General features: G+C 59.2%; 24 protein-coding genes and 2 pseudogenes. 11 read left to right on the top strand and 15 right to left on the bottom strand.

Annotation, left to right across the window (positions count from 1 at the left end; all coding sequences use genetic code 11):
• Nucleotides 1-232 precede the first annotated feature (232 nt).
• The 4 genes from NKJ67_RS24610 to NKJ67_RS24595 form a co-directional block, all read right to left on the bottom strand.
• Complete coding sequence (locus tag NKJ67_RS24610) at nt 233-2,236, bottom strand: class I tRNA ligase family protein (protein ID WP_352583629.1); 2,004 nt, start codon at nt 2,234-2,236, stop codon at nt 233-235.
• A 337-nt stretch (nt 2,237-2,573) separates the two neighbouring features.
• Entirely contained in the window at nt 2,574-3,353 is a 780-nt protein-coding gene (locus NKJ67_RS24605) for a phytanoyl-CoA dioxygenase family protein (RefSeq protein ID WP_352583627.1), read from the bottom strand.
• 506 nt (nt 3,354-3,859) lie between these two features.
• The gene (locus NKJ67_RS24600; RefSeq protein WP_352583625.1) at nt 3,860-5,164 is read right to left on the bottom strand and encodes a lysine N(6)-hydroxylase/L-ornithine N(5)-oxygenase family protein; all 1,305 of its coding nucleotides are present in this window, start codon (nt 5,162-5,164) and stop codon (nt 3,860-3,862) included.
• A gap of 245 nt (nt 5,165-5,409) precedes the next feature.
• Complete coding sequence (locus NKJ67_RS24595; RefSeq protein WP_352552306.1) at nt 5,410-5,559, bottom strand: iron-sulfur cluster assembly accessory protein; 150 nt, start codon at nt 5,557-5,559, stop codon at nt 5,410-5,412.
• A 231-nt stretch (nt 5,560-5,790) separates the two neighbouring features.
• Between NKJ67_RS24595 and NKJ67_RS24590 the strand changes: the two genes are divergently transcribed.
• Nucleotides 5,791-6,144 (top strand): hypothetical protein, encoded by a 354-nt coding sequence (locus NKJ67_RS24590; RefSeq protein WP_352583623.1) that lies wholly within the window; start codon nt 5,791-5,793, stop codon nt 6,142-6,144.
• A 192-nt stretch (nt 6,145-6,336) separates the two neighbouring features.
• Here the strand turns inward: NKJ67_RS24590 and NKJ67_RS24585 are convergent, their stop codons facing one another.
• The 3 genes from NKJ67_RS24585 to NKJ67_RS24575 all read right to left on the bottom strand — a co-directional run bounded on the left by NKJ67_RS24585 (nt 6,337) and on the right by NKJ67_RS24575 (nt 7,830).
• Complete coding sequence (locus NKJ67_RS24585) at nt 6,337-6,693, bottom strand: hypothetical protein (protein WP_352583621.1); 357 nt, start codon at nt 6,691-6,693, stop codon at nt 6,337-6,339.
• Between the two features lie 583 nt (nt 6,694-7,276).
• Entirely contained in the window at nt 7,277-7,480 is a 204-nt protein-coding gene (tnpB, locus tag NKJ67_RS24580) for an IS66 family insertion sequence element accessory protein TnpB (protein ID WP_352583619.1), read from the bottom strand.
• Nucleotides 7,477-7,830, bottom strand: a complete 354-nt coding sequence (locus tag NKJ67_RS24575; protein ID WP_352583617.1) for a transposase — start codon at nt 7,828-7,830, stop codon at nt 7,477-7,479. Before NKJ67_RS24575 ends, tnpB begins: the two co-directional genes overlap by 4 nt.
• 409 nt (nt 7,831-8,239) lie before the next feature.
• Between NKJ67_RS24575 and NKJ67_RS24570 the strand changes: the two genes are divergently transcribed.
• Both NKJ67_RS24570 and NKJ67_RS24565 read left to right on the top strand, forming a co-directional pair.
• Complete coding sequence (locus NKJ67_RS24570) at nt 8,240-8,605, top strand: hypothetical protein (protein ID WP_352583615.1); 366 nt, start codon at nt 8,240-8,242, stop codon at nt 8,603-8,605.
• Between the two features lie 330 nt (nt 8,606-8,935).
• On the top strand, nt 8,936-9,631 hold the full coding sequence (locus NKJ67_RS24565) for an OmpW/AlkL family protein (RefSeq protein ID WP_352504772.1): 696 nt from the start codon (nt 8,936-8,938) through the stop codon (nt 9,629-9,631).
• 414 nt (nt 9,632-10,045) lie between these two features.
• On the opposite strand, the gene NKJ67_RS24560 is transcribed toward NKJ67_RS24565, so the two are convergent.
• On the bottom strand, nt 10,046-10,264 hold the full coding sequence (locus NKJ67_RS24560; RefSeq protein WP_023730016.1) for a helix-turn-helix transcriptional regulator: 219 nt from the start codon (nt 10,262-10,264) through the stop codon (nt 10,046-10,048).
• A gap of 122 nt (nt 10,265-10,386) precedes the next feature.
• On the opposite strand from NKJ67_RS24560, the gene NKJ67_RS24555 reads away from it, so the two are divergent.
• Nucleotides 10,387-10,653, top strand: coding sequence for a DNA -binding domain-containing protein (locus NKJ67_RS24555; protein ID WP_023730015.1), 267 nt, complete (start codon nt 10,387-10,389; stop codon nt 10,651-10,653).
• A gap of 760 nt (nt 10,654-11,413) precedes the next feature.
• Here the strand turns inward: NKJ67_RS24555 and NKJ67_RS24550 are convergent.
• From NKJ67_RS24550 to NKJ67_RS24535, 4 genes are all read right to left on the bottom strand, one after another.
• Nucleotides 11,414-12,142 (bottom strand): autoinducer binding domain-containing protein, encoded by a 729-nt coding sequence (locus NKJ67_RS24550; protein ID WP_502905238.1) that lies wholly within the window; start codon nt 12,140-12,142, stop codon nt 11,414-11,416.
• A 491-nt stretch (nt 12,143-12,633) separates the two neighbouring features.
• Entirely contained in the window at nt 12,634-13,689 is a 1,056-nt protein-coding gene (locus tag NKJ67_RS24545) for a GlxA family transcriptional regulator (RefSeq protein WP_352583611.1), read from the bottom strand.
• A complete protein-coding gene (locus NKJ67_RS24540; protein WP_352583609.1) occupies nt 13,689-14,798 on the bottom strand; it encodes a mandelate racemase/muconate lactonizing enzyme family protein in 1,110 nt (369 codons plus the stop codon). Before NKJ67_RS24540 ends, NKJ67_RS24545 begins: the two co-directional genes overlap by 1 nt.
• A gap of 8 nt (nt 14,799-14,806) precedes the next feature.
• A complete protein-coding gene (locus tag NKJ67_RS24535; protein WP_352583607.1) occupies nt 14,807-16,360 on the bottom strand; it encodes a trimethylamine methyltransferase family protein in 1,554 nt (517 codons plus the stop codon).
• 470 nt (nt 16,361-16,830) lie between these two features.
• Here NKJ67_RS24535 and NKJ67_RS24530 point away from each other — a divergent pair, with 470 nt between their 5' ends.
• The 6 genes and pseudogenes from NKJ67_RS24530 (at nt 16,831) to NKJ67_RS24505 (ending at nt 18,220) form a co-directional block, all read left to right on the top strand.
• Entirely contained in the window at nt 16,831-16,989 is a 159-nt protein-coding gene (locus NKJ67_RS24530; RefSeq protein WP_352583605.1) for a hypothetical protein, read from the top strand.
• Between the two features lie 9 nt (nt 16,990-16,998).
• Nucleotides 16,999-17,154 carry a glycine betaine ABC transporter substrate-binding protein gene (locus NKJ67_RS24525; RefSeq protein WP_352583730.1) on the top strand — a complete coding sequence of 52 codons (156 nt, stop codon included), beginning with the start codon at nt 16,999-17,001 and terminating at the stop codon, nt 17,152-17,154.
• Nucleotides 17,155-17,183: 29 nt separating this feature from the next.
• Nucleotides 17,184-17,564 (top strand): annotated as a pseudogene (locus tag NKJ67_RS24520) (glycine betaine ABC transporter substrate-binding protein); the annotation flags it as partial.
• Complete coding sequence (locus tag NKJ67_RS24515; protein ID WP_352583603.1) at nt 17,506-17,766, top strand: glycine betaine ABC transporter substrate-binding protein; 261 nt, start codon at nt 17,506-17,508, stop codon at nt 17,764-17,766. The pseudogene NKJ67_RS24520 and the gene NKJ67_RS24515, both read left to right, overlap by 59 nt.
• A 17-nt stretch (nt 17,767-17,783) precedes the next feature.
• Nucleotides 17,784-17,891: pseudogene (locus NKJ67_RS24510) on the top strand (choline ABC transporter ATP-binding protein); the annotation flags it as partial.
• A gap of 8 nt (nt 17,892-17,899) precedes the next feature.
• Nucleotides 17,900-18,220: an ABC transporter permease subunit gene (locus tag NKJ67_RS24505; RefSeq protein ID WP_352583601.1), complete on the top strand. Its 321-nt coding sequence runs from the start codon at nt 17,900-17,902 to the stop codon at nt 18,218-18,220.
• 63 nt (nt 18,221-18,283) lie between these two features.
• On the opposite strand, the gene NKJ67_RS24500 is transcribed toward NKJ67_RS24505, so the two are convergent.
• Both NKJ67_RS24500 and NKJ67_RS24495 read right to left on the bottom strand, forming a co-directional pair.
• Entirely contained in the window at nt 18,284-19,048 is a 765-nt protein-coding gene (locus NKJ67_RS24500; protein ID WP_352583599.1) for an SDR family NAD(P)-dependent oxidoreductase, read from the bottom strand.
• A gap of 9 nt (nt 19,049-19,057) precedes the next feature.
• Nucleotides 19,058-20,011: an SDR family NAD(P)-dependent oxidoreductase gene (locus NKJ67_RS24495; protein ID WP_352583597.1), complete on the bottom strand. Its 954-nt coding sequence runs from the start codon at nt 20,009-20,011 to the stop codon at nt 19,058-19,060.
• 165 nt (nt 20,012-20,176) lie between these two features.
• Between NKJ67_RS24495 and NKJ67_RS24490 the strand changes: the two genes are divergently transcribed.
• A complete protein-coding gene (locus NKJ67_RS24490; RefSeq protein ID WP_352583595.1) occupies nt 20,177-21,088 on the top strand; it encodes a LysR substrate-binding domain-containing protein in 912 nt (303 codons plus the stop codon).
• Here the strand turns inward: NKJ67_RS24490 and NKJ67_RS24485 are convergent.
• Nucleotides 21,085-22,407, bottom strand: a complete 1,323-nt coding sequence (locus NKJ67_RS24485; protein ID WP_352583593.1) for an NAD(P)/FAD-dependent oxidoreductase — start codon at nt 22,405-22,407, stop codon at nt 21,085-21,087. The two genes, NKJ67_RS24490 and NKJ67_RS24485, sit on opposite strands and share 4 nt — an antisense overlap.
• Nucleotides 22,408-22,417 lie beyond the last annotated feature (10 nt).

Here is a 22,417-nt window from a genome sequence, read left to right as displayed (position 1 = left end):
GCGTTTTCGGCACGAACAGCAAGGGCTGGGAAGCGATCGGCCGAGCGGTCCTTGAAGGGGCGGGCCAGGGTTGTTTTGACGACGCGTTGGTTCAGGTCAGCTAATCTAGTCTCTACCGTTCAGAGCGGCTTCACTCGCCAGTGACAGCGAGTCAAGATATTTGACATCGTCGGCTTTGATTGCCGCGCAGATCTGGTCGAGATGGGGACAGCTCACTGGTGCACCTTTTGGCTCATAGTGTTTCCTCGTCATCGAGATGAGGATTGCCGGATTTGGCGTAGAACACCAACACGGGTCCGAGATCAAAGCGCGTCCCGGGCGCAAGGCGCTGGACGGACCGGGGCCATGTTTCGGTTGAGGCGCCATCGATGCCTCGCGCCAGCGTTTTGGCGAAGCGGGGCATCAGCGGAGCGAGTGTCGGTGCCAGGATCGCAGCGGCCGTCGTCTGAAGGGCTAGCGAAGTCCGATTGCGGGCAGGATAGAAACGTCGCGCCGCCGCAAAGTCTCGCGCCCCGCGGTAGATCACGCAATCGCGCACGAATTCGCAGACCTGAGTGGCCGCGCGCCGAACCGAGAAGCCTTCGTCCGAATAGGCGCGCTCCATCGCAGCACGATAGATCTCTATGCGAGCAAAGAAGGCGCGGTCGGCCGGGCTCCAGTCGCCTGCATCGGGTACACGGCCGGCAAAATCCTGCTTGATTTCCTGGTTCAACGCCTCAAGCCAGTTCAGCCAGATGCTTTGGAACACCTCTTTCTCGGTGCGGCGCAGCGCGTCCAGCGTGAAATCCGTCCGCTCACCTTCCGGGCGTGTCAGGCCCAAATGAAGGCGCACGACGTCGACTGTCTTTGGGCTCAGAACCTCCTTGCCCCAGACCGCATGGCGGCAGCTGGTTGAGAACTTCTTGCCGTTGAGCAGGTAGAACTCGTTGACGTGATAGCGGATGCGTGGCGTCCAGTGGGAGAAGACCTCGGCGTAAAGAGCGGGGTAGAGTAGCGCGTGGTAGAACGAATTGTCGAAGCCGAAGAAATGGACAATCTGCCAGTCGTTGCCGGGCATCTCCGCCTTCCAGTCGCGACCCATCGAGCGGCCGAGCGCCTGGATGTTGTACAGAAAACCGAATGCCATCTCCGGCCACACCCAGATCACTTGCCCCGGGAACCCCTCCGCCGGCAGGCCCCAGTCCGAGGGGTGGGTAATGGGCACTGAAAAGTCGCCGCGTTGGCGTAGGCGCGCGAAGAGATCCAAGATCCGTAGCGGGACGCCCGACGCCCTTAGATGCCGGTCGATATTGTCGTAGCATTGGTCCATGGCAAGTTCTGGACGGCGGAGGGAGCCGACCACCGGCGCCTCGGCAGACTGCCGTGACCGCGCTGCACCTAAGTCGTGGCAAAGGTTTGGGGCACCGCATTCCTCGCAGATGTTGCCAGCGGCGGAGCCGCCGCAATCGGGGCAGAGGCCGCCAACATCCGGCTCGTAAAGATAGTGGCCTGTCACAGCATCAAAAAGCGCAGGGCTCTGGCGCAAATCTACCGCCGCGCTGCTCAGAAGACTCCGGAAACACGCGGTTTGGAACTCGCCGTAACCGTCATCGTCCATTGTGGCTTGGAAGCTGTGGATCTCACAATCGAGATGTGCAAGCGTGGCGCGAATCTCGTCGGCGTAGTAGCGCGCCACATTTGCAGGCGTCGATTGATCGGCATCGGCGCGTGTCGCGACGTAGCTCTGGTAATCGTCGCTTCCGGTCAGGTGATAGGCCTCCACTCCTTTCATGCGCAGGAAACGAGTATAGACGTCAGCGCCGAAATAAGGGCCAGAAAGATGCCCCAGATGCAGATCGCCATTTGGCGTTGGCGGCGTGGAGAAGACGAAGATTGGGCCGCGTGGAGTCGTGGTCTTTGCAGCGGCATCAAGGGCGGCCTCGCCGTCTCGCCAGTAGACAGCGACGAAATCTAGGTCTTTGTTTCCGTCATTGCGCAGCACATGCGCTTCAAAAGGATGGAACAGAACGACATCGCCCGCCTCGACCGAGATTTCCCCCCGGTCGGTGGTGACATTGCCCGATCCTGACAGGATCACGAACGCCTCGATTTCGTCGTGCCGATGGGGCTCGGATGTGACGCCGGGTCCAACCTTTCCGAATGAAAACCCCGTGCGAGCGCTGCCCGTTCCAAGCGTGGCCGTGTCGATACCGAACGCCCGCGACAGCTCCGTTCGAGAAAACGTGTATTTGCGCATGACAACCAACCTAAGCTGTTGAAGCAGTGGGACCTTTGGCTGCCAACGCAACAGCCTCCCGTGCAATTCGTGGAAAGAAACGGCAGTCCGAACATTGGCGGCCCGGCCAGGGATAGTGCAGCTCTGGGCCGGCAAGCGGGCAACCAAGGGGGGGGCACTAGTCGGGCTGTAGGCGCACAGAAGACCGCCTGCGACCACCTCCACAATCCACGTGCCAAAGCGTCGTAACGGGCTGCGGTCGATGCTCCGCGAGCCCGCAAATCAGACGGCGATACCGTCCGCGCATTTTTGAGCGGTCGATCAGTCGTGTGCATGCCTCCGCCTGGCCTGCGTGAGCTCAATCGCGATAGAAGATGCCATTTGGGGGCTTGAGATTGTCGAGATCGGCCACTTTGCCCTCGGGTGGGTTAAGGGCGCGCTTAAGCACGTTATATTCAGCGCGGGTCGGCCCGCCGGTTGAAGCACGCTGGAACACCAAGTAGAGCGTCCGCCGAGAACGATTGCTTTTGTTCGGTCGTGAGTAGTGCGGTGCGTAATCGTCGAAGATGAAGATGTCGCCAGCCTTCCATACTACGGGTTCCCAGGAGAACTTTTCGGCAACTTGAGGGTCGATCACCCCACCGGCATCCATGGGAAACACCCCCTTCTTGTGGTTGCCGGGGCTGAAGAAAAGCCCGCCGTTTTCCTCGTCGGAGTCGTCGATGCCTATGGCAACCACCGCATGGACCATCCGATCCGGGAGTTTGTGTGGAATGTGATAAATGTCCTGATGCGGGAGATAGCCGCCGCTGTCGGGGTAGTGGAAAATCAGCAACTCCTTGAGCCTGCGCGAATCTTCGCCAAGCAACTCCTCGACCGCTGACTTTATGCGCTGATCTTCTAAGAGCAAACGACGCAATGGATCATGGAAGTCGAGAAAATTCTCCATCTTGGAGGTGATCTTTCGATTGTCCGTCGTCTTCTCGAACCACATGAGCCATTTATCATCGCTGACGGCCCAGCGTGACATATCTTCGACAAAGGTAGAGATATCTTCCTGAGCCGCTGGATCGAAGAACCTTTCGAGCCTGACGTATCCGTCCTTCTGCCACTTTTCTCTTTGTGCATCAGTCAACATGCGAAAAGCCTCCTCTTGGAAACACTGGTTTGGTTGGACATGCCAATTAGGGCGGTCGGGCGCTGATCAAGTTGCGGGTCCACAGAGACGGACTCACGTGATGAGGGAGGCGATGCTAAGTGCGTTCCGCTCCGGCGGATATTGTCCGCAGAAGCTCGGCGCGAGACTGCCTATGTCAGGCTCAGCCGGGTCTAGGGGTTCCGCAAACTGGGCCGGATCAATCGCTTCACCCGGTTCAACCACGACACGCATCGCCAAAGGCCGGCACCATCCGCTACCTGCCGACCCAGCCATGGCCGCCAAGACCACGGCGGTCTTTCGAGTGAGCGACTTGGTACGGCCTTGGCAACCGTAGGGGAAATGCACGCCCCCAGAGTGATGCGATGCGCCGCTTGGTCGAAGGGCTTGGTCGGTCACGATGATATCGGAGAAGCCTCCGGGGTTCGCCGCAGCGCAGGCGGGCATCATTCCTAGGATGCCACCGCCGATGATCAAAAGCATACGAGTCATATTCCACTGCCCATTTCTTCGGCTGCGTGGTCGGGCCAGCTCTCGATCGACGTATGAGTGATGAAGCCAGGATGCTCGGGGTTCGCGCATGGCGCGCGCCCAAGTAGGCTATCGAGGATGCGACGCGCGCGCCAGGCCAGCAAGCTTAGGTTCGGATCGGCCAGGCCGCGCTGCCCGAGGCTCGCATTTTGTACGAAGATGCGTCTGTCACACGGTCCGTCCCAGCTCACCGAAAAATCCTCGCGAATAGCTAATTCATTGTCGATCTGCTCCAAGCGGCCCATGATCGGTTCCAACAAGCTTGGGACCGCGTTCTCGTAACCGGTGGCCAGGATGACGATGTCAGCCGTGACTTCTTCGACATGGTCCATGCCATGCTGCAGGGTCAGCCTGTGACCCGGTCCGGCGTTGATGCAGTGCGAGACGGTGCAGCCCGGCCGCAGTGTGATGTCGCATCGGTTTGGCTCGAAAAATGCGTGGCGGTAGAGCGCCTGATAGATTGCGCGCAACGTGCTTTCCGAAATGCCGTCCGAAGCAAGCACGAAACGCCGCAGGAGCAGCTTACGCTGCGACTCGCTCATCGCCGCGAAGCGATCCGAAGAGCAGGGCATGAACAACTCGTTTGTGAACGGGCTGTTGTCCAGAGGCAGATAGTTTTCGCGCTGCGAGACCCAAGTGATCGAGGCAGGCCGCCGTTCGTTCGGCAGGCCGACAAGGTGCAACATCACCTCGGCTCCCGACTGGCCTCCGCCGACAACGCAGACATGCTTTCTCCGCACCTCAGGGTGGATGTGCAGTAAAACCGATGAGTGGAACAGGTTGCGTCCAATCCAGCCCTGAAATTGAGGCGGAATTTGCGCCTGCTTGCCAATGCCGACCACAACGTTTCTGGCGCCGAGAACCGCCTTATCCGTCCGCACCCGAAACTCGCCGTCAAAGCGGATTTCGCGCACTGTCTCGCCGCCACGCACAAGTGGGTTCCTGTGGAAGACCCAGTTCAGGTATTGTTCGAACTCCACTCTGAGCACGGCTTCGAACTGTGCGTTCAGGAAGTGATACAGACGCCCGTTCTCGTGCAGGAAGTTTACGAAAGTGTAGGCTGATCGCGGATTCACCAGAGTGACCAGGTCCTTGAAGTGGCTGACCTGGAGCTCCGAGGAATCGAATCCGATGCCTGGATGCCAGCGGAAGTCGACCTGCCGATCCAGGAACACTGCCCCTTTCCCAACTTGCTCGTGTATCTGACACGCAAGGCTCAAATTGGACGGGCCAGCACCGATCCCAACGCAAGATGACTCCACCTGCTTCCTCCTATAGCGTCTTCCCACTAGGCGCCTTGTTCGCGGCGAATATCGGCCATAGCCATTAGCCTCCGCTCACGGACTTCGAGCCCCAGTCCCGACCGGGCTTGCGAGAATTTGTCCTGCGCGTTCGGGTCTTCGCATGTGGACCCGCGCATTCCAGCGCGGTGACAATCGACGGGTCATGCCGGCGACGTGGGGCAACGACGTTTGTCCTTTCCGCCCGTCTGGATGCGCCCTTGCCGTCACGCGAGGAGCTTTCCAGGCCCACTAAGGTGTTTGAAGCCGGCGCAATCGCCTGCCTCGACCATGACGCGCCGGCCTTTCGGCGGTTTGATGGCAGGCGAGAGCGCGGTTTTCACTGCGGCGACGGCATTTTCGGTGCGCATGATCATGGACGACGTCTCGCTGATGCGTTCGCAGAGTCCCATGCATGGGCCGTGCCAAAGAAGGAAATTTTATTAAACAATGGGTTGGCGGATTTACGATCCTGTCGGAAGTCCGACATTGGGGGGGGCGCCTCACTGCGCGCCCGATTTGCACGTCGATGTCGCCTTTTTCCGATAGCTAATCGGGCACCTTCTGCACCAGAATACTTCTCTTGTGGAGACCAGCACGACGTCTTCATGAACGGACAGTGCAGAACCTTGCGTCTCTGCCGGACAGAGTACCCGCACGATCGGCATCTGTTCCCCGCCGACCAGCCGACCGCGTGGCAAAGATTGAGAGCGGCGAAGCTTGCGCTAACGGCCACATTTGTCCGGTATTTCAGCGATGCATTCCTCGAGACGCTTCAGGCGGCACTTCGCATTGCGAAGTTCATGTCCGGCTTCGAAACGCCGATGGCGCCCCTGAGGTGTAATCGCCACGAGATCGCGCTCCAGTTCGGCAATGCGCGCACGCAACCTGCCGAGCCTCTTCCTGGCGCAATGCATTTATCCATCCACGCCCGCGAATCGGTCTTCCTGGCAACACCCTAGAAGCTATGCGGGTTGTGCCACCGAGACGTAATTTCCGGCAAGCCCGCGCTCTAAACATCCGCTAATGTAATCTAGAGAAAGCGTTCTTCGGGAAGAAGGCTGACGCTGCTTTGGGGGAAAGCACTAGGAACCCTCGGATTTGACGCGTCGCGTCGGCCGATTGCGGCAGCTCCAAAGCGCAGGGACAGGCCGTCAAGCGCCGGGCAGCGTGCCCTTCATCGACATTGCGAAGACATCGAGCAGGATGGCCAGCCCGACGCCGCACGCGGTCAGGATGAGGCCGGCCATGAAGATGCGGTTGGCGCGTTCGTAGATGGGTCGGCGCAACGAACTCATGTCGAGTAGCAGGGACAGCGCCCGCAACTGCAACGTGATGCCGACCAGGATCGGCACAATGGCAAACAGGTCGTAGAGCCGCCATGGCATGGGGTTCGCCGCCCAATGCGTGACGAAGCCGAGCGAAAAGGCAAGCAGAATGCCGACGACGGTGATTGTGCCGTTGCGAAAAATCGTCTCGATCAGCTCTTCCTTCGGATCGTGTTCGTCCAAGCGTCCCTCCTCTCACTCAGCAGTTGCAGGCCTTTGCACGGTCGACGTAGGCTCTCGGGAAATCCCTGTACATCGCCGCCAACTAGTCAAGGGCCGAGGACCGAAGCCGCGAGGTAAACGTTTTTGGTTGCGCGGCCCTCATCACTTCCTCAGGCGCCATCGGCCTTTGCCGCGAAGTGAACGATGGAAGCGCCGCCTGCCACGGGTGCTGCGCTCAGAGCGGCAGGGTCAAGGGCGTCATTTCAGCTGGAGTGTCTACAATGAAATAAAAAAGCTGAATGGCACTCTAGGTGTTTGGTCCCGAGCTTCGATGGTGCATTATTTTCTTCCGAATGGAAGGAGGCACTATGGGCCAGGTTCTACACGGCAGCGCCACGACGACAGAGGCAGTCCGTCGAGCAATACAAAATAGTCATGTCTGGACGGCGCCCGCTGATCAAGGTGACGGCGTGCCATTTCATCAGTCTTGGCGAGGGCCAGAATAGCCTGATCGCTCTGCCTGATCTCGGCATCAAGTCCGCTCAGTTGGCGCACCAACGGCAACAGTGCCGAACGCACGGTCGCCGGGAGCATGTCGTTGCCCTCAATGACGAGGGTTAAGGCACACCCCAGACCCGTCCCACAAAATGATCTTTACCCTGTCAGCTCTTTTGGCGCGGTAGACGTAAAGCGCGCCGTTGAACGGGTCCGAGCTGGCATCGCGCACCAGTGCCAGAAGGCCGTCGGGACCTTTTCTAAAATCGACCGGATGGCTGGCGACCAACACCTTCACGCCGGACGGGATCATGCCTGGCGGACCGCGCGAATAATCCTGGCCAAATGATCCTGGCCGACATCGGCGCCAGCCCGAATGACCACATCGCCCAAACAGATCTCCACCGTTGAAGACGCCGCTTGGGTGACCTCGACAAAGCCAATTCGATCCGCATCCCGCTGCGGCGTCACCGCACCGCTCTTGATCGCCTTGCGCCGCCAGCCGAACAGCTGCGAGGTCGCCACTCCAGCCTTTCGCGCGATCGCCGACACATTCGCGCCCGGCTTCAGCGTCGCCTCGATCAGAGCCGTGCCTTCGCTTGCGCCGACCAGCGCCGCAGACGCTGCGGGCGTGCCTCCGGTTCGGAACCGCCTCAAGAACATGGAAACTTCTATCATCAGACATAGGCGCAGAAATAGAAATTGACACCGCAAGCTCCTCGCTCCTTCAGTGTCATCATCTCTCACCCATCATCTGATGCCGCGCCAGATGGGATTGGCTCCGCGCTTACAGTAGATCGATCAGGCGCCTACCGTCTCAGTCATTGTCGGAACTACGACGATGTCGGACATAAGACACAGCGCTATCAAAGTGATCGTATTGTTCTGAAAAGATTTTCCTGGTTGGCACGACACATGCAAGTCCTATGCGCAAACGCACTGCCGCGCCGCACCAACTGAGAAGACCTCATCCCATGATCACGCTCGCCGAGCATGCGGTCGCCGCCGCAAACACTGAGCTGTCCCGAGCGGAAGGAAGTCTTTGCGCTGTCATTCTTCATGTTGTACGGACATGACCGCGTTCGATTTCCGTCCAACTCTGAATGCTCCCGACGATGATCCCTATCTTTGGCTTGAAGATATAGAAGGCGAACGGGCACTTGACTGGACCGCCAGCCAGTCGGCCAGGACACTGGGGCTCTTCGGTGGAACGAAATTCCAGCGCGACCGCGCGGCCCTCACAGCGATTTTCGACCGTCCGGACAAAACTCCCCAGATCAAGCGCCACGGTCATTACCTCTACAATTTCTGGCAAGATGCCCGCAACCGGCGCGGACTGTGGCGCCGGAGCACCCTTGCCTCCTACATGAAGGCGGAGCCCCAATGGGAGGCACTGCTCGATCTGGACGCCGTCGCCGTTAGCGACGGAGAGGACTGAATCTGGGCCGGCACGTCGATCGAGCCGGAGAGACGGGAAAGAGCCGTTCTGCGCCTGTCGCGCGGCGGAAGCGATGCGGTCGTGCATCGCGAATTCGATCTAAAGTCTCTTAGCTTCGTCGCCGACGGTTTCAACCTCGCGGATGCCAAGGGATAGATGACCGGTGCCAACACGAGCAACATTTCAATAGTGAGTACAGATTGCTGATCACGAGCACGGTGCAAATATGTGTGCACAGTCACGCAGATGCTCCGTTAATCTCTCTCAAGCAATTCCAACAGCGTTTTTCATAGTGCAATCGATCATTTCTGAAGAGCAAGGAGAGATATCATGGCTAGAAAGCAAACGGGCGTGGCGCGGGGAGCAACAGCGGCCGTCGTCCTCATGGTGGTGGGACAGCAAGCCGTTGCGGCCGACCTTGTGCAAGCCCCGAGCGTCCCGCAGGCAGGAGCCTCGGTCCCGGAACGGCCAAGCCCTTGGCAGATCCGCCTGCGTGCGTTGGGGGTCGTCACTGAGGATTCAGGCTACGTCAATGCAGTGCCCGGCTCCGGTCTCTCCTATTCGGACACTGTGACGCCGGAACTCGATATCTCCTATTTCTTCACGGGCAACATCGCCGCCGAGCTTATCCTCGGCACCACCTACGCCAACATCGAGGGCCAAGGAGCAATCGGCGCGCTGGGCAATATTGGCAAGGTTTGGCTGCTGCCGCCCACGCTCACATTGCAGTATCATTTTACCGATTTCGGCGCGTTCAAGCCCTATGTAGGCGCCGGCGTGAACTACACGATCTTCTATAACCAGGGTGCCGGCAGCGCCGATGCTCTCAAGGTTAAGAATACGTTCGGCACGGCGCTGCAGGTCGGATTCGACTACATGGTGGATCAGCACTGGGGTGTTAACTTCGACGTGAAGAAGCTGTTCCTCAAGCCAGACTTCGACGTAACGGTCGACGGCGCGAAGCTGACTGGAAAGGCGGAGCTCGATCCCTGGTTGATAGGCGCAGGTGTCACCTACCGCTTCTGATGCGCAACGCGAAGGCGGGCTGCTGACAGCCTATCTAAAATGAAGGGCGCCTCGGGCGCCCTTTTCCACGCCGGCGCTGCACGGGCCAGTCGACCGGATCATTAGGGGGTGGGCATTGTAACTAGGGGGACGTGTCCGAATCGGAGGAACGTTCTGATGAACTTTATGCAATGGCCATCCCGGATAGCAGCCGATTGTCGGGTTACTTGAAGAAGCCGTTGTTGAGTGGGCGTTCCGGCTGCACCCGACAGGTACTTGCCAGTAGCAGCCGACAGGCTGCCCCGCGCCAGCGGCGCGATGCCGAACGGGGTGAGATCACTTAAGCCTCTCGAAGAAGGCGGGGCGCGGTTGACGAACGTCCCCGCGCGCCGTCAGGCGCGCGAGGCCGTAGCAATTACTTGTAAGTCGGGTGCGTCAGGCCTGTTTGTCGGGCCTAACCAGATCCGTGTGGCTGACGCCGAGGGCCAATGCCAGTTCATAGATCGTTATGATCGTCGGATTTCTTCGGCCTTTCTCCAAGCCGCTGATGTACTGCTGGCTGAACCCGGAAATCTCGGCAAGCTGCTCCTGCGTCAGACGCTTCCTTAGCCTGATCCTCTGCACATTACGTCCGACCAACCTGCGCATATCCATGCACGACAGCCAGCGGATTACGCAGCTTGAGTTTATCAACTATAATATGTAATCCACATCGAGTTTCTAAATCCGCTGGCGGAGGGCTTCGCGGAGGCCGTTTTCCGGAGGTATAACCAGCGATGTTACAGCCTAAGTCGAACACGCCAATTGCTGACGAAGTGCACTGGTCGGACAGCCTCACGGCCTACGATACAGCGCATTTCACGACTTATATGCGGCTCCTAGACGCCTCCGCCGATGATGCGAGCGAAGAAGAGATGGCCCACGTCATCCTCGGCATCGATCCAGCACGCGAACCGGAGCGCGCCAGGAAGGCTCTTCGTAGTCATCTCGACCGTGCGAACTGGATGGTCACTACTGGCTACAAGAAATTGTTCGCCGGCTGAACAATTACACCTGCGCTCCATTTCGCCTCAGCAACGAAATCCCTGTACTCGTCTCTCTGAGCGCGTACCGTCCTGGACGGCGCGGCGAACGCCTCCACGCAGATGATCGGCAGGATTTAGGGTTTCGGCATTTCCCGTTCACCCCCGGCAGGCGAACCGCCGAGCGCCTGGAGGGCCCGTCATCACAGCGCCGGCTCATGAACCCGCCATTTAGCCGAACGGCATCCACCGTCTCCTTGGAGCCGTTGATATGCGGCCACGCCGCGGGTTTTTGTGTGGGTTCTCCGATCGGCGCGGCCGGCGCGGCGAAGCATGCGCTCCATGCACAGATGGGCGACGGTGACAATTCGGCCGGCACAGCGCGACGGGCCGAACTCGATCATAGCTGTGAAGAGCTCGTAACACCAACAGAACGCCACCGGCCCGCTTCGGGGGTGGATGACGTAAAATCGAGCGCACGGCGGTGCTTTCCCAGACGCTCGGTTCCTTGGGCGCCGTCTTTCCGTCCAACAGCACAAACAGTATCGCGAAACATGGTCGGCCCGCCTGACATTCGTCCGCACATCCGTAGGGCCTCCCCATTAAAACGCGGTATCGTAGAGGGTGCATGTAATTCGTTGCCAAGTCACCGTACCAACCAGCCGTAATAAGTTGCATCATGATGCGTCTAGAGGAAGGAATGACCTTGCATTGGAGGCGAATGGCCAGCCGAAAACAGCCTGTGCTCATGCTCAACAGAACCAAAGACGAATTCAGCTTCTCAGAGAATTGATGATCGTGAGGAGGCCAGCAGGGCTACGGCCTGATCCTTGGTGTGCACGCCGAGCTTCTTCTTCGCATTGTCGAGGTGGAAATCGACGGTACGCGGCTTGATGCCCAAGATGCAGCCGACAGCCCAAGAGGACTTGCCGCGCGCGGCCCATTGAAGGCATTCATATTCACGAGGTGTCAACGAAACGCCGTCCACTGTTCGATTGCCGGACAGCTTTCGACGAGCATAAATGTGAAAACATGTCGCCATGAGTTGGAGCGCCTGTTCGTATCGCCCAGCAACGCGCAGGGAGGCGGAATTGGGCTTATCAGCGGCAAAGGTCATAGCTGCAACACAGCCTCTGCGATCGATAATCGGGATCGTCAAACCGCACCGGATGCTGAACTGGGCCGCCTCATCGAATAGCTTCTTTTGAGCCGGCGACATCTCAACGCAACGCAAATCCGACCCCGGCCATTGAAACGGGGAGCCGCCACACCGCGCACGCATAATGACGGGATCGACTTTCTGATACTGGTTTTGCAGATAGTGCGCGGTCCAGGGAGGTGGATAATTTGAGATCAGCTTGGGCTCGCCACAAGACTGCAATGGCAAAGACAGATAGGCAAAGGTGAGTAGATCAAGTGCTGCGGCCGCCCCAGCCATGGCATCCCGGAAATCTGTTTCATCGACACTCTCCGACAACTTTTCCAGAAATGTCTCGAAGAGAGGCGGCATGTTCTTCGTCATTGTCCTAGCTCAATCGCTTTGTCCGTCTGCTGCGCGCCGTTCTGACCTGGAGACTCCGCCATAAGCCGGGGCCGCATAACTGCGGCCGGTCTTAGCAAGCAGAGCTGACCGCTTTAGAATGCCACAAGGCGCTGCGTGATCTTCGCATAGTCGTCACCAACCGCAGCTGCGCTGGACTGTTCGAACGGCCATCACGCAATCGGAGAGATCTTCTTGTGAAATGAAATCATCGCCGCCCCGCATCATGCAGTCGTGAGAAGTCATCCTGCGCCACCACGGTCGGGGCGGCATCAAAGCCGTCCTCAATCCAATGGTTGGCGCTGTCGACACGGAAGAGAACATCGGATAAGCCGCCGCTTTGAGCGCTATGATCCGGACGTATCGTTGCGCCGCTTTCCGACTGTTGGTGGGCAGATCGACTCCAAACATCGGCATGGATAGGGGCGCCGCTATTCTCCGCTAAATTCAATACCAAGCTCTCATCTTAAGCCGGACCCAACCCAGGCCGGCACTATCGCTCGACACTGCTGCGGCGACATCCCATTGAAGGCTCTGAAGCACTTCGCGAAATGCGAAGCAGACGTAAACCCGCAGGCCATGGCAATGTCGATGATGGGCATCCGCGTGCCTTCGATCAGGCGCTTCGCATGGTCTGTGCGGATCCGGAGATAGTGGCGCACCGGCGGAAGTCGGACATGGGAAGCGAACAAGCGTTCCAGCTGGCGCCGCGATACTCCGGCCCGTTGCGCAACCTCTTCCATTTTCAGCGGGAACTCCACATTTTCTTCCATGATCCGCATTGCCATCAAGAGCTTATCGCTCACACCGGCAAAGGCCAGACCTGATGGCCCAGTCTGGCGGTTTGATCCTGAGCGCTGACCTTGGACAGTCGCGTGGCGGCAGACCTCCTGTGCAATATACCCGCCGGCATGGCTGCCGATCAGATCCACCGCCAGGTCGAAGGCTGCCAGTTCTCCTGCGCAGGTTGAATACTGGCCGTCCTTAACAAACAAAGAATCGCTTATGCGGGGTTGGTTGAACACTTCGGCAAAAGCAGCGAGCCGCGACCAGTGTATCGTGCAGCGTGTACCTGCCAGAAGGCCCGTCCGAGCGAGCAGCCATGTCGCTGTCCCAACCGCAGATATCGGCACCGCGCGACGCGCCATCGTGCGCAGAAATCCGTTGAGCTCAGGCGTCAGTTGCTGTTCTACCGGCTCGCCCGTCACGATTGCGAGCTGGTTCGGTCTGCGATCGTCCGAGCCGAAAGCCAGCTCGTCTATCCCGACATCGACAGCAACCGAAAGGCCGTTGGCGCCCTCGATTGGCCGAGCGTCAAGCCCCGCGATTCGCCACCGGAACAGCGGCAGCCTCGATACCGTGTTGGCGATGCGAAAGGGTTCGATATATGCGTGAAGCGCCAGGTGCGAGAACCCAGGTAACAAAAGAACCACCAGGTCAAACGGTCGATCGGCCGCCGCCGAAATTTTCGGCGTGGCCAACGACGTAATTGCGCTGATGTTGGCGGGTGCGTTCACTAGGATGCGTACGAGGCTACTGGCTGACCGAACATGCCGGGTTCCGGTTTGACGCCGAGGCCAGGCAGCTGCGGCACCGCGATGTGACCATTTTCGATGACAATCGGATTCTTCGCGTCAAAATGTCCTTCGATATATTCCTGCGCGATCCAGGCGCCCTCAAAACGGCGCGGCTCCACAGTGGAAGCTAAGTGTACGCAAGCCGCCGCGATTATGTCGCCACCCCATGCGTCATCACAGCTGTGCGGTAGCGAGCGGATGGCGCAAACGTCGCGGATTGTCGCCATTTTGGTGAGGCCGCCGAGACGCGTGACCTTGAAGCCAAAGCCATCCGCGATGCCGAGGGAGATCGCCCTGAGTACCGCGTTCTGATCTTCGGTGTTCTCGTCCAAATATACCGGATGCGTGACCCTGCCCTTCAGGGTGGCGATCTCATCCATAGTGTTGCAGGGTTGCTCGAAAACGAAGGGGATCGCGTGGCAAAGCCGGTCAAGATGAATGGCGGCAGCGACAGTGAGGCCCCTGTTGCCATCCACTGCGAGACGCGCTTTGTAGCCGACCGCCTCCCAAACCTTGTGAACGATGGCCACATCCTCTTCGAGATTTCGCCCCGAGATTTTGACCTGCAGGCGTGGATAACCTGACTTCACCTTGTCGGCGGCTATCCTGGCCGTTTCGTCCGGTGAGCTAACAATTAGCGAATAGTAGGACGGGACGCGATCCGCCAGGGCGCCGCCCAAAAGCGTTGAAACCGGCACTCCCAGCCGTTGGCCGAGAAGGTCAAGGAAGGCTATGTCGAGCGCTGCCTTGGCATAGCCATGCCCGTTCAGGCGCTCGTCCATGCGTTTGGCGAGAAGCCTGATCGAGGCAATCTCCGCGCCCATAAGACCTGGCGCGATTTCGGCAATCGCCGCGCGCGCGCCGAGTGCATGATGCGGCTGATAAACCGGTCCGATCGGGCAGGTTTCGCCCCAGCCCGTCAGCCCGTCATCGGTCACGACCTCGACAAGGGTGCTGTCAAGCGCGTCAACGTCGTCGCTTGCCATTCGATAGGCGCCACCTTTAACAGGCAGCTGGACCTTATAAACGTTGATCCGTTCAATGCGCATGAGGGTGCTCAGTATTCCTCGTTGAGTGCGTCGACAGCGGGGATTTCCCGCGAGCGACGGTCGATGTAGGCGCGCAATTCCTCATCCTTCGCAACGTCGAGTTTAGGTTCTTCATATTCGGCCAGAAGGAGGCGCGCATGCTCGAGGGCACGTTGCTTGATGTCCTTAGAGCCATCAGCGTACCACTGTTCGACCGAGTTATTGTCGAAGAGTTTCGGAATAAAGAAGGCCTTCTCGAAGTTCGCCTGTGTATGCGGATGGCCAAAGTAATGGCCGCCCGGTCCGACATCGCGGATCGCAGCCAGGGCTTCATCGAAATCATCCCACTGGATGCCTTGCGTCATGCGATAGCCCATGGCGCAGACTTCGGCGTCGACGACGAATTTTGCGATCGAGCAGTGCATGCCGGCTTCATTCCAGCCAGCAGAATGCCAAATGTAGTTTGCGCCTGACAGCAGCACGGCCATCATCGTCATCGCACTTTCATAGCCTGCTTGCGCATCGAAGATCTTGGCGCCGCCAAGCAAGTTCGAAGTGCGCCAGGGCACGTTATAGCGGCGAGCCATCTGGCCGATCATGAAATTCATGAGCGAAATCTCTGGCGTTCCCGCCATCGGCGCTCCCGATTGCATCGACACGGTCGATAGGTAATGCCCATAAATCGCAGGGCAGCCCTCGCGCACCACCTGCGTGTAGGCAAGTGCGGAAAGCGCTTCCGCATTGAGCTGCGCCACTGCCGCCGCGGTGGAGGCTGGCGTGTTCGCGCCGCCGAGAACGAAGGGCGAGCACAAGACGGGCTGGTTGCGCCGGCAGAAAGCACGCATGCCGCCCAGCATGACCTGGTCCCACACCAGCGGCGAATTGCCATTGCAGTTTCCGGTGGTGACTGCATGATTCTCGAGGAAGCCTTCACCGAAAAGAATCTCGCACATGTCGAGCACGTCCTCGGCATTCTTGGGCGAGGTGGTCATGCCCATGAAAATCTTGTCGGAATGCTTTATTGACGAATAGGTGATGTGCAGGTGCCGATGCGCGACAACAACGTCCATCGGCTCGACGATATGGTGAGCCGACGAATGTAGTGCCGGCATCATGTGGGCAAGCTTGTGGAAGGTCCCAAGGTCCGCGATCGTCGGGCCACGCCTCACATCATCGAGATCGCGCATGTACGGCGCGCCTGTCATCGGCACGAAGATTGATTTGTCGCCTCCGAGTTCGACATTCTTGGCCGGATCGCGCGCGAAATATTCGACGTTGGCGGGAATGGTCTTGATGAGCTCCATGACCAGGCCGCGGTCGAGATGAACGCGGTCATCGGCGCGCACGTCCGCTCCGACTCTCTTCCAGTCCTCAATCGCGATCGGATCGCGAAACACCACGCCTACTTCTTCCAGGATCGAGAGAGAAGCCTCGTGAATGCGTTCGACCTGCTCGGCATCCATCGGCTCTACCACCGGCAGGCCGCGCTTCAGCGTCGGCAACATATCGACCTTTGGCGCGGTGCGGATCGTCCGCCTCGCTTCCCGCCCGCCTCTACGAGAGAGCTGTAGTTGAGCAGTCATGCCGGCCTCCAGACAAATATGTCGCGACCAAAACCGGACCGCACTCAACTATTGCCGCAGCTTTGAGCCTTCACCTACTGCAAAAGTCTCACGCGAGTGTTGACTAAAGGGCAGGCTGCGCCGCCGGCTCGCTCACCCGGACTCGAGTGATGGTCGGGTCGAGCAGCGGCGGAGCTTTCCACGTCGCAGCTCAGCCTTACGGATACCGCGGAAACTTGGACGTAATCGGCCATGACCGTAGGCATCCCGACAGGCAGAGACGATGATGCATTGCCGCAAGCGAGCGAAATAAAGTCAATCGGGAGGCGACTTTTTTGCGTCGACTGGCTCCCGCGGTTCCGTGGTAGCACGTTTCTTGCTTGGTGCGGGGCAAGAACAGAACAGCCCATTCCCGGATCCAGGCGAGGTGAACAAAAACGACAATCTCGGACTCATATAGGCATCAGATGGGTAGCGACAGGAGGATTTGAATGCCAAGGCCAAATCTCGTCAATAATGTACTCAGCGCGAGCACGTCGCGCAGAACCTTGCTGAAGGCCGGCGGCGCCGCCGCGCTTGTCATGAGCGGCCTGACGACGGGCGCCAGGGCCGACGCGTCCCGGCCGCTGGTCTATGCCTTCGCGGCATGATCCGACGCGCTGGCAATCACCTATGTCGGCGCGAAGCTCATCGAGGACGATTTCGGCTACAAGGTCCAGCCGCTGCAGGCGGAGCCGGGCGTGATCTATGCGTCGCTTCAAACCGGAAAGGCCGACCTCTATTCGAACTCCTATGTGCAGGGGATGGGCCGCTAAAAGGCGACTACCACGGCGGTCAGGCGGACTATGTAAAGAAAGTCGCCGATTCCATCAAAGTCGTCGGGGTTTCGGAAGGCCCGATGACGCAAGGCCTTGCGGTTCCGGAATATGTCGACATCAAGAGCATCGCCGAGCTCAACGATCATACCGACAAGTTTCCAGGCGGCATCATCGGCATCGACGCTGGTTCCGGCCTGATGCAGGCCGCGGACGCAACGGTGAAGGCTTACGGTCTCAAGCTCAACCTGGTCCCCGGCAGCGAGGCGGCGATGGAAGCGGCCTTCCAGCGCGCTTACTCGAAGAACGAACCGATCGTGGTCACCACTTGGGAGCCGCTCCCGATGTGGAGTGGTTCCAAGATTCCCGAAGGCCCAGGCATTTCTGACGAGGTTCCACATCCCGAATGAGGAGGAAGCCAAGATCATGGGCTGGATCGACGGCGGGACGAAGCCTGAAGACGCCGCTGCAAAGTGGATCGGCGAAGGGAAAGGCAAGGGCTCATCGAGCCGTGGCTCGCCTGACCCCGTAGCACGCATCCTCCCAAGGAGTGCGGGGGTCCGCGCCGACCCCTGCATTACCACCTGTATTATGCGCGGGAGCCTTGCATGAGCACGCGAAAGCCGGCCATGCGCCGGCGCGTCGGCTTGGCGCGTGCCCTGGTGATGGACACGCCGGTGCTGCTGATGGACGAGCCGTTCAGCGCGCTCGACCCGCTCATTCGCGAGGAGATGCAACCTTCGCCATGCCGCTGCCGATCAGGCTTACTGCCCATCGTCTCAAGATGGTCGATCCGGAAATGGTTGAGGCGGGCGAGGCCTTTGGCGCAAGTCGCCTGGCCGTGCTGTTCCTAATCAAACTGCCGCTGGCATTCCGGTCGATTATGGCGGGCGTCAATCAGTGCGTGATGATGTCGTTGTGGATGGTCATCATCGCGTCCATGATAGGCGCCGGTGGCCTGGGCGATGAGATCATCCGATCGATCTCTCGCTTCCAAGTTGGGGAAGCTGGCCTTGCGGTAGTTGTCTTGGCAATCCTGATCGATCGCATCACCAGGGCGGATTAGCGAGAAAGTTGATCCGACCGCCTGACAAACATGAAGCCCGATCAATGGCCGGGCTCCTCCTCTTCACGGAATCGGCAGCGGCAGTTTCTTGGTGCGTCCGCCATCGATGACGTAGACCTGCCCGGTCACGAAGGAGCTCTCTTCCGAGGCAAGCCAAACGGCAAGGTTTCCGACATCAGTCGGCTCACCAAGACGTCCAACCGGATGCATGGCGAGCAGTTCCCTGCGGACACGCGAACTGTCAGCCATGCTGTCGATGTAGATCTCACTGAGGTCAGAATTGATCCAGCCCGGCGCAATGGCATTGCACCGGATACCCTCGTGCCCATGGTCCACGGCGACGGCTGCTGTAAAGCCGTGAATGCCAGCTTTCGAAGCGGAATATGCAGGGTGACCCGGATTAGACGCCAAGCCTTCAATCGAGCCAATGTTGACGATGCTTGCACTACCTCGCTGGCGAAGATGCGGCATTGCCGCCTTCGTTAACAAAAATGGGGCCCTGAGGTTGATGTTCATCATCTGGTCCCAGTCCGTCTCGGTCATTTCCTCGACGGTCTTCTCGAACATGATCCCGGCGTTGTTGACGAGGATGTCAAGGCCGCCAAGTCGCTCGACGACGGCCTGAACGGCCGAAGCGATGTGCTCGGAGTTCGCAAGGTCCGCCTTCACGTAAATGGTGCGATCGTTGAGGATCTCGTCGGGTGGCGGGTTCCTCTGCACAATGGCAACCTTGGCTCCCTCCTCCACGAAACGTCGCGTGATGCCGGCGCCGATGCCACGGCCGCCGCCAGTGATGATAGCGATTCTTCCTGCAAGTCTGTCAGCCATAGGGTGTCCTCAATAGACCGGCTTGGCGCCGTTCACCTCAACCGTCGTGCCGGCGATGTAGCGGGCGGCATTGGAACTCAAGAAATACACCGCATCGGCGATGTCTTCCGGCTCGGCAATGCGCCCGAGCGGAACCGTATTGTTGAGCTCCGCTATGGCAGTGTCGGGATTGAAGCCGCGCTTGGCAAAGCCGGTGCGCAGCATCGGCGTGTTGACCTCATTCGGACACACCGCGTTGACTCGTATCCCGTCACCGGCATGGTCGCGGCCAAGGCACTTCGACAACGTCGCGACGGCCGCCTTGCTGGTGCAGTAGGCGGCATGCCCGGGTCCGGGATAAAGTCCCCAGCACGATGCGATGTTCACGATCGCGCCGCCGCCGTGCCCCTTCATATGGCCGATCGCCCTCCGGCACGTGTAGAATATCGATGTCAGGTTGATGTCGAACGTCCGCTCCCAATCCTCATCGGTCGTCTCGAGGATATTGCCCCTCGTGATGATCCCGGCATTGTTGACGAGCACGTCCAACCTGCCTGTGATCTGGATGGAATAGTCGATCAACTCTTCGCAATAAGCCTTGTTCCTGAGGTCGCCGGCCTTGCTCCAGACATTCTGCCCGATTCGATTGAGTTCGGCCTCGAGCTGGTCCATGCCAGTCTGGTCGGCGTCGCCGGCAATCACATGAAAGCCGTTGGCGACGAACTGCTTGGAGATCGCTTGCCCGATACTTCCCGCCGCGCCTGTTATCACCGCAGTTTTCTTTTCAAGGCCAGTCATATCAAGCCATCTCTGAGAGGGAAAGTTCGGCTCATAATCTCTCAACGGCGTACGAAGACTAGTGGGGCAGCCCTGCAAAAGTCTCACCCCCTTGTTGAGTAGTTGAGCCCAGACATCGCCCAGAGACATGCTAGGGTTTAGCAGCGTCGGACATGGGATTGGGCAGCGTCGCAGATCGCGCAGCATGATGCGTACAATTTTCCTACGTTCTGGAGGTGGGTTGGGGATCGCGGCCATAGTTCAGTCGCAACGCGGGCCATCGCGTCGTATTATAAATGATTTCCCAATATCTTGGGCTTCGCTTGCCCAATCTGTCGCGTCGGGCGAATATCGAAGTGTTTGGAGCTTGAGATGGTTCGCCGCTACTACGACCTGCCGTCCCTGACTGCTTTGGCTGTTTTCGAGGCGTCTGCGCGGCACTTGTCATTCAAATTGGCTGCTGCGGAACTGAACGTCACTCCCGGCGCCGTGAGCCGGCAGATCAAGGCGATCGAGGACGAACTCGGGGTTCCGTTGTTTACCCGATTAGGAACCGGTGTGGCGCTGACAAGCGCCGGCGAAGACCTTTACGGCGTGTTGGCTACCGGTTTTTCGCGGGCCGCAGACATCGTCCGAAATGTGAAACGCGGCGACCGTTCCAAGAACGTCACCCTGGCGTGCACGGACGCCTTCGCGTCGACGTGGCTGATCCCGCGGATGCCGGACTTTTGGACGAGGTACCAGGATATCGCGGTTGACCACCTTATCTCGGACAATCCTCGCGATTACCGCCGCGCCGAGGTCGAATTGCGCATCCGCTACGGGTTCGGATCGTGGTCGAATGAAGATGCTGAGCTCCTTTTCAATGAAACAATCTACCCGGTATGCGGGCCTGGGTTTGCAAGCAAGCACCGCGATGCAACGGCGGAATCGTTGGCCGACCTTCCCCTGCTGCATGTCGATTGGGTAGACCCCGACTGGGCTGGCTGGGACGAGGTCCTTCGGCGCGCGGGGGTCTCGCATGGTCCGACCCGCGGTCGGCGCTTCGGCAAGTTCTTCGTGGCTCTTCAGGCAGCTCAGGCCGATCAAGGGGTGGCTGTTGGGTGGCATCGCCTAGTCAAGGCGCAAATTGACGAGGGGAAACTCGTCAGACTGACGGATCTCGAGCTCCCAGCCCCTGGCAGCTACTATCTCACATGGTATCAAAATCGTACGCTTTCCCCTGCCGCCCAGAGCCTCCGTAGCTGGATCCGGGAAGTGGCAGCGCAAGAACGAGAAAGCTAGAGCTCTCTGCCGGCGCGCTTCTGCATCGCCCACAACTTCAGCGGCGCTCCGATCGACATCAGCGGTTCTGGATAAAGCTGAATCGGGGCTGGCTCTTTCAGGGCGTCTGCAACCATTGGCTCGCTGCTGCCAACGGCAAGATCGGCCGCCAGCATCCCGTAGAGGGTGCCCTGCACCGTTCCCAGGCCATTGCAGCATCCGGCTACGAAGACTCTGTCTTCAATTTCGCCGAATGCAGGCGCGGAATTGAGGGAGAGACACAAGTGGCCTCCCCAGCGAAATTGCATCGGTGTTTGACCCAGCATCGGGAAGCGCGCCCGGAATGATCGATCGTGCACGGCGCCAATCCGACGAATCTGCTTCTCGCTGGTGGACATGTCCGGATTATAGGTGAAGGTGTTGCGGACGACGATCCGATCGCCGATCCTCCGGATGGTTGATCCCATCGGGTCGGCCGGGATCAAGCCCCAATGCGGCTCCCCTCTCACCGCTGTCTGTTCGCTCTTGGAAAGCGGCCTCGTCATGCTGGCGTAGGTGAACACGTGCAGCAGGCGATTCTTGAAGTAACCAAAACTTTCGAGATGACCGTTGACTGTCAGTATCAGCCGGGGCGCGGTGATCTCGCCCTCAGCCGTCTTGGCAGTGTGCAGTTTGCCGGTCTGCAAAGATATGACCGGGGAATTCTCGAATAGCTGCACACGCCTCGACAAGCCTTCGGCGAGTCCACGGATGAAGCCGGCCGGCTGTGCCATTACCGTTCCTGGCGTGAAGGTACCGCCGACGAAGAAATCGGTTCCAGTGATTTCCTTCAACTGCAGCGCGTCGAGCCGCTCGAATGGCTCGCCTAAACCCGTCAGGTGCTTTTCGAATTCGCGCAGAACCGCAACACCGTGATTGGTTGCAGCTCCATGGTATTTGCCGGCCCGAAGGAAGAATTTCTGTAACCCGTATTCGTCCGCCGCCGAAGCAGAGAATTCGATCGCGGTCCGGTTCATGCGGATGCGTTTGCGATCGTGATCCTGGCTTCCGCCGTAATGCTCCCCACCGAGCTCGTGCGGAAGGTCGATCATGAAGCCGGAGTTGCGCCCGGCAGCACCCCAGCCGACGCGCTGAGCGTCGACGACCACTATGCGCTCGTTCGGCACCAGTTGTGAGAGGCGCCGCGCGGCCGCCAATCCAGCAAACCCAGCTCCTACAATGAGCCAGTCCGCTTTGTGACGGCCGCGCAGCACCTCAGGTGCCTTGGGAGGCGGCAGAATACCGTACCAACCGGGCATGGATGTGTCCGCAGGCGTGCGGACAGCCTCATAATCGCTCATCGGTGCGACC

Origin of the sequence: Mesorhizobium sp. M0088 (genome assembly GCF_040322895.1) — a bacterium.
Lineage (GTDB): Bacteria > Pseudomonadota > Alphaproteobacteria > Rhizobiales > Rhizobiaceae > Mesorhizobium.
Note: the sequence above shows the minus strand (reverse complement) of the source record. Positions and strands in the feature narration are given on the sequence as shown.

Excerpts from the sequence above, each read along its gene's own strand:
- NKJ67_RS24610 (WP_352583629.1), bottom strand. The coding sequence starts at position 2,236 with ATGCGCAAATACACGTTTTCTCGAACGGAGCTGTCGCGGGCGTTCGGT.
- NKJ67_RS24605 (WP_352583627.1), bottom strand. The coding sequence starts at position 3,353 with ATGTTGACTGATGCACAAAGAGAAAAGTGGCAGAAGGACGGATACGTC.
- NKJ67_RS24595 (WP_352552306.1), bottom strand. The coding sequence starts at position 5,559 with ATGATCATGCGCACCGAAAATGCCGTCGCCGCAGTGAAAACCGCGCTC.
- NKJ67_RS24590 (WP_352583623.1), top strand. The coding sequence starts at position 5,791 with ATGAACGGACAGTGCAGAACCTTGCGTCTCTGCCGGACAGAGTACCCG.
- tnpB (WP_352583619.1), bottom strand. The coding sequence starts at position 7,480 with ATGATCCCGTCCGGCGTGAAGGTGTTGGTCGCCAGCCATCCGGTCGAT.
- NKJ67_RS24575 (WP_352583617.1), bottom strand. The coding sequence starts at position 7,830 with ATGTTCTTGAGGCGGTTCCGAACCGGAGGCACGCCCGCAGCGTCTGCG.
- NKJ67_RS24570 (WP_352583615.1), top strand. The coding sequence starts at position 8,240 with ATGACCGCGTTCGATTTCCGTCCAACTCTGAATGCTCCCGACGATGAT.
- NKJ67_RS24565 (WP_352504772.1), top strand. The coding sequence starts at position 8,936 with ATGGCTAGAAAGCAAACGGGCGTGGCGCGGGGAGCAACAGCGGCCGTC.
- NKJ67_RS24560 (WP_023730016.1), bottom strand. The coding sequence starts at position 10,264 with ATGGATATGCGCAGGTTGGTCGGACGTAATGTGCAGAGGATCAGGCTA.
- NKJ67_RS24555 (WP_023730015.1), top strand. The coding sequence starts at position 10,387 with ATGTTACAGCCTAAGTCGAACACGCCAATTGCTGACGAAGTGCACTGG.
- NKJ67_RS24550 (WP_502905238.1), bottom strand. The coding sequence starts at position 12,142 with ATGCCGCCTCTCTTCGAGACATTTCTGGAAAAGTTGTCGGAGAGTGTC.
- NKJ67_RS24540 (WP_352583609.1), bottom strand. The coding sequence starts at position 14,798 with ATGCGCATTGAACGGATCAACGTTTATAAGGTCCAGCTGCCTGTTAAA.
- NKJ67_RS24535 (WP_352583607.1), bottom strand. The coding sequence starts at position 16,360 with ATGACTGCTCAACTACAGCTCTCTCGTAGAGGCGGGCGGGAAGCGAGG.
- NKJ67_RS24530 (WP_352583605.1), top strand. The coding sequence starts at position 16,831 with ATGCCAAGGCCAAATCTCGTCAATAATGTACTCAGCGCGAGCACGTCG.
- NKJ67_RS24505 (WP_352583601.1), top strand. The coding sequence starts at position 17,900 with ATGCCGCTGCCGATCAGGCTTACTGCCCATCGTCTCAAGATGGTCGAT.
- NKJ67_RS24500 (WP_352583599.1), bottom strand. The coding sequence starts at position 19,048 with ATGGCTGACAGACTTGCAGGAAGAATCGCTATCATCACTGGCGGCGGC.
- NKJ67_RS24495 (WP_352583597.1), bottom strand. The coding sequence starts at position 20,011 with ATGCTGCGCGATCTGCGACGCTGCCCAATCCCATGTCCGACGCTGCTA.
- NKJ67_RS24490 (WP_352583595.1), top strand. The coding sequence starts at position 20,177 with ATGGTTCGCCGCTACTACGACCTGCCGTCCCTGACTGCTTTGGCTGTT.
- NKJ67_RS24485 (WP_352583593.1), bottom strand. The coding sequence starts at position 22,407 with ATGAGCGATTATGAGGCTGTCCGCACGCCTGCGGACACATCCATGCCC.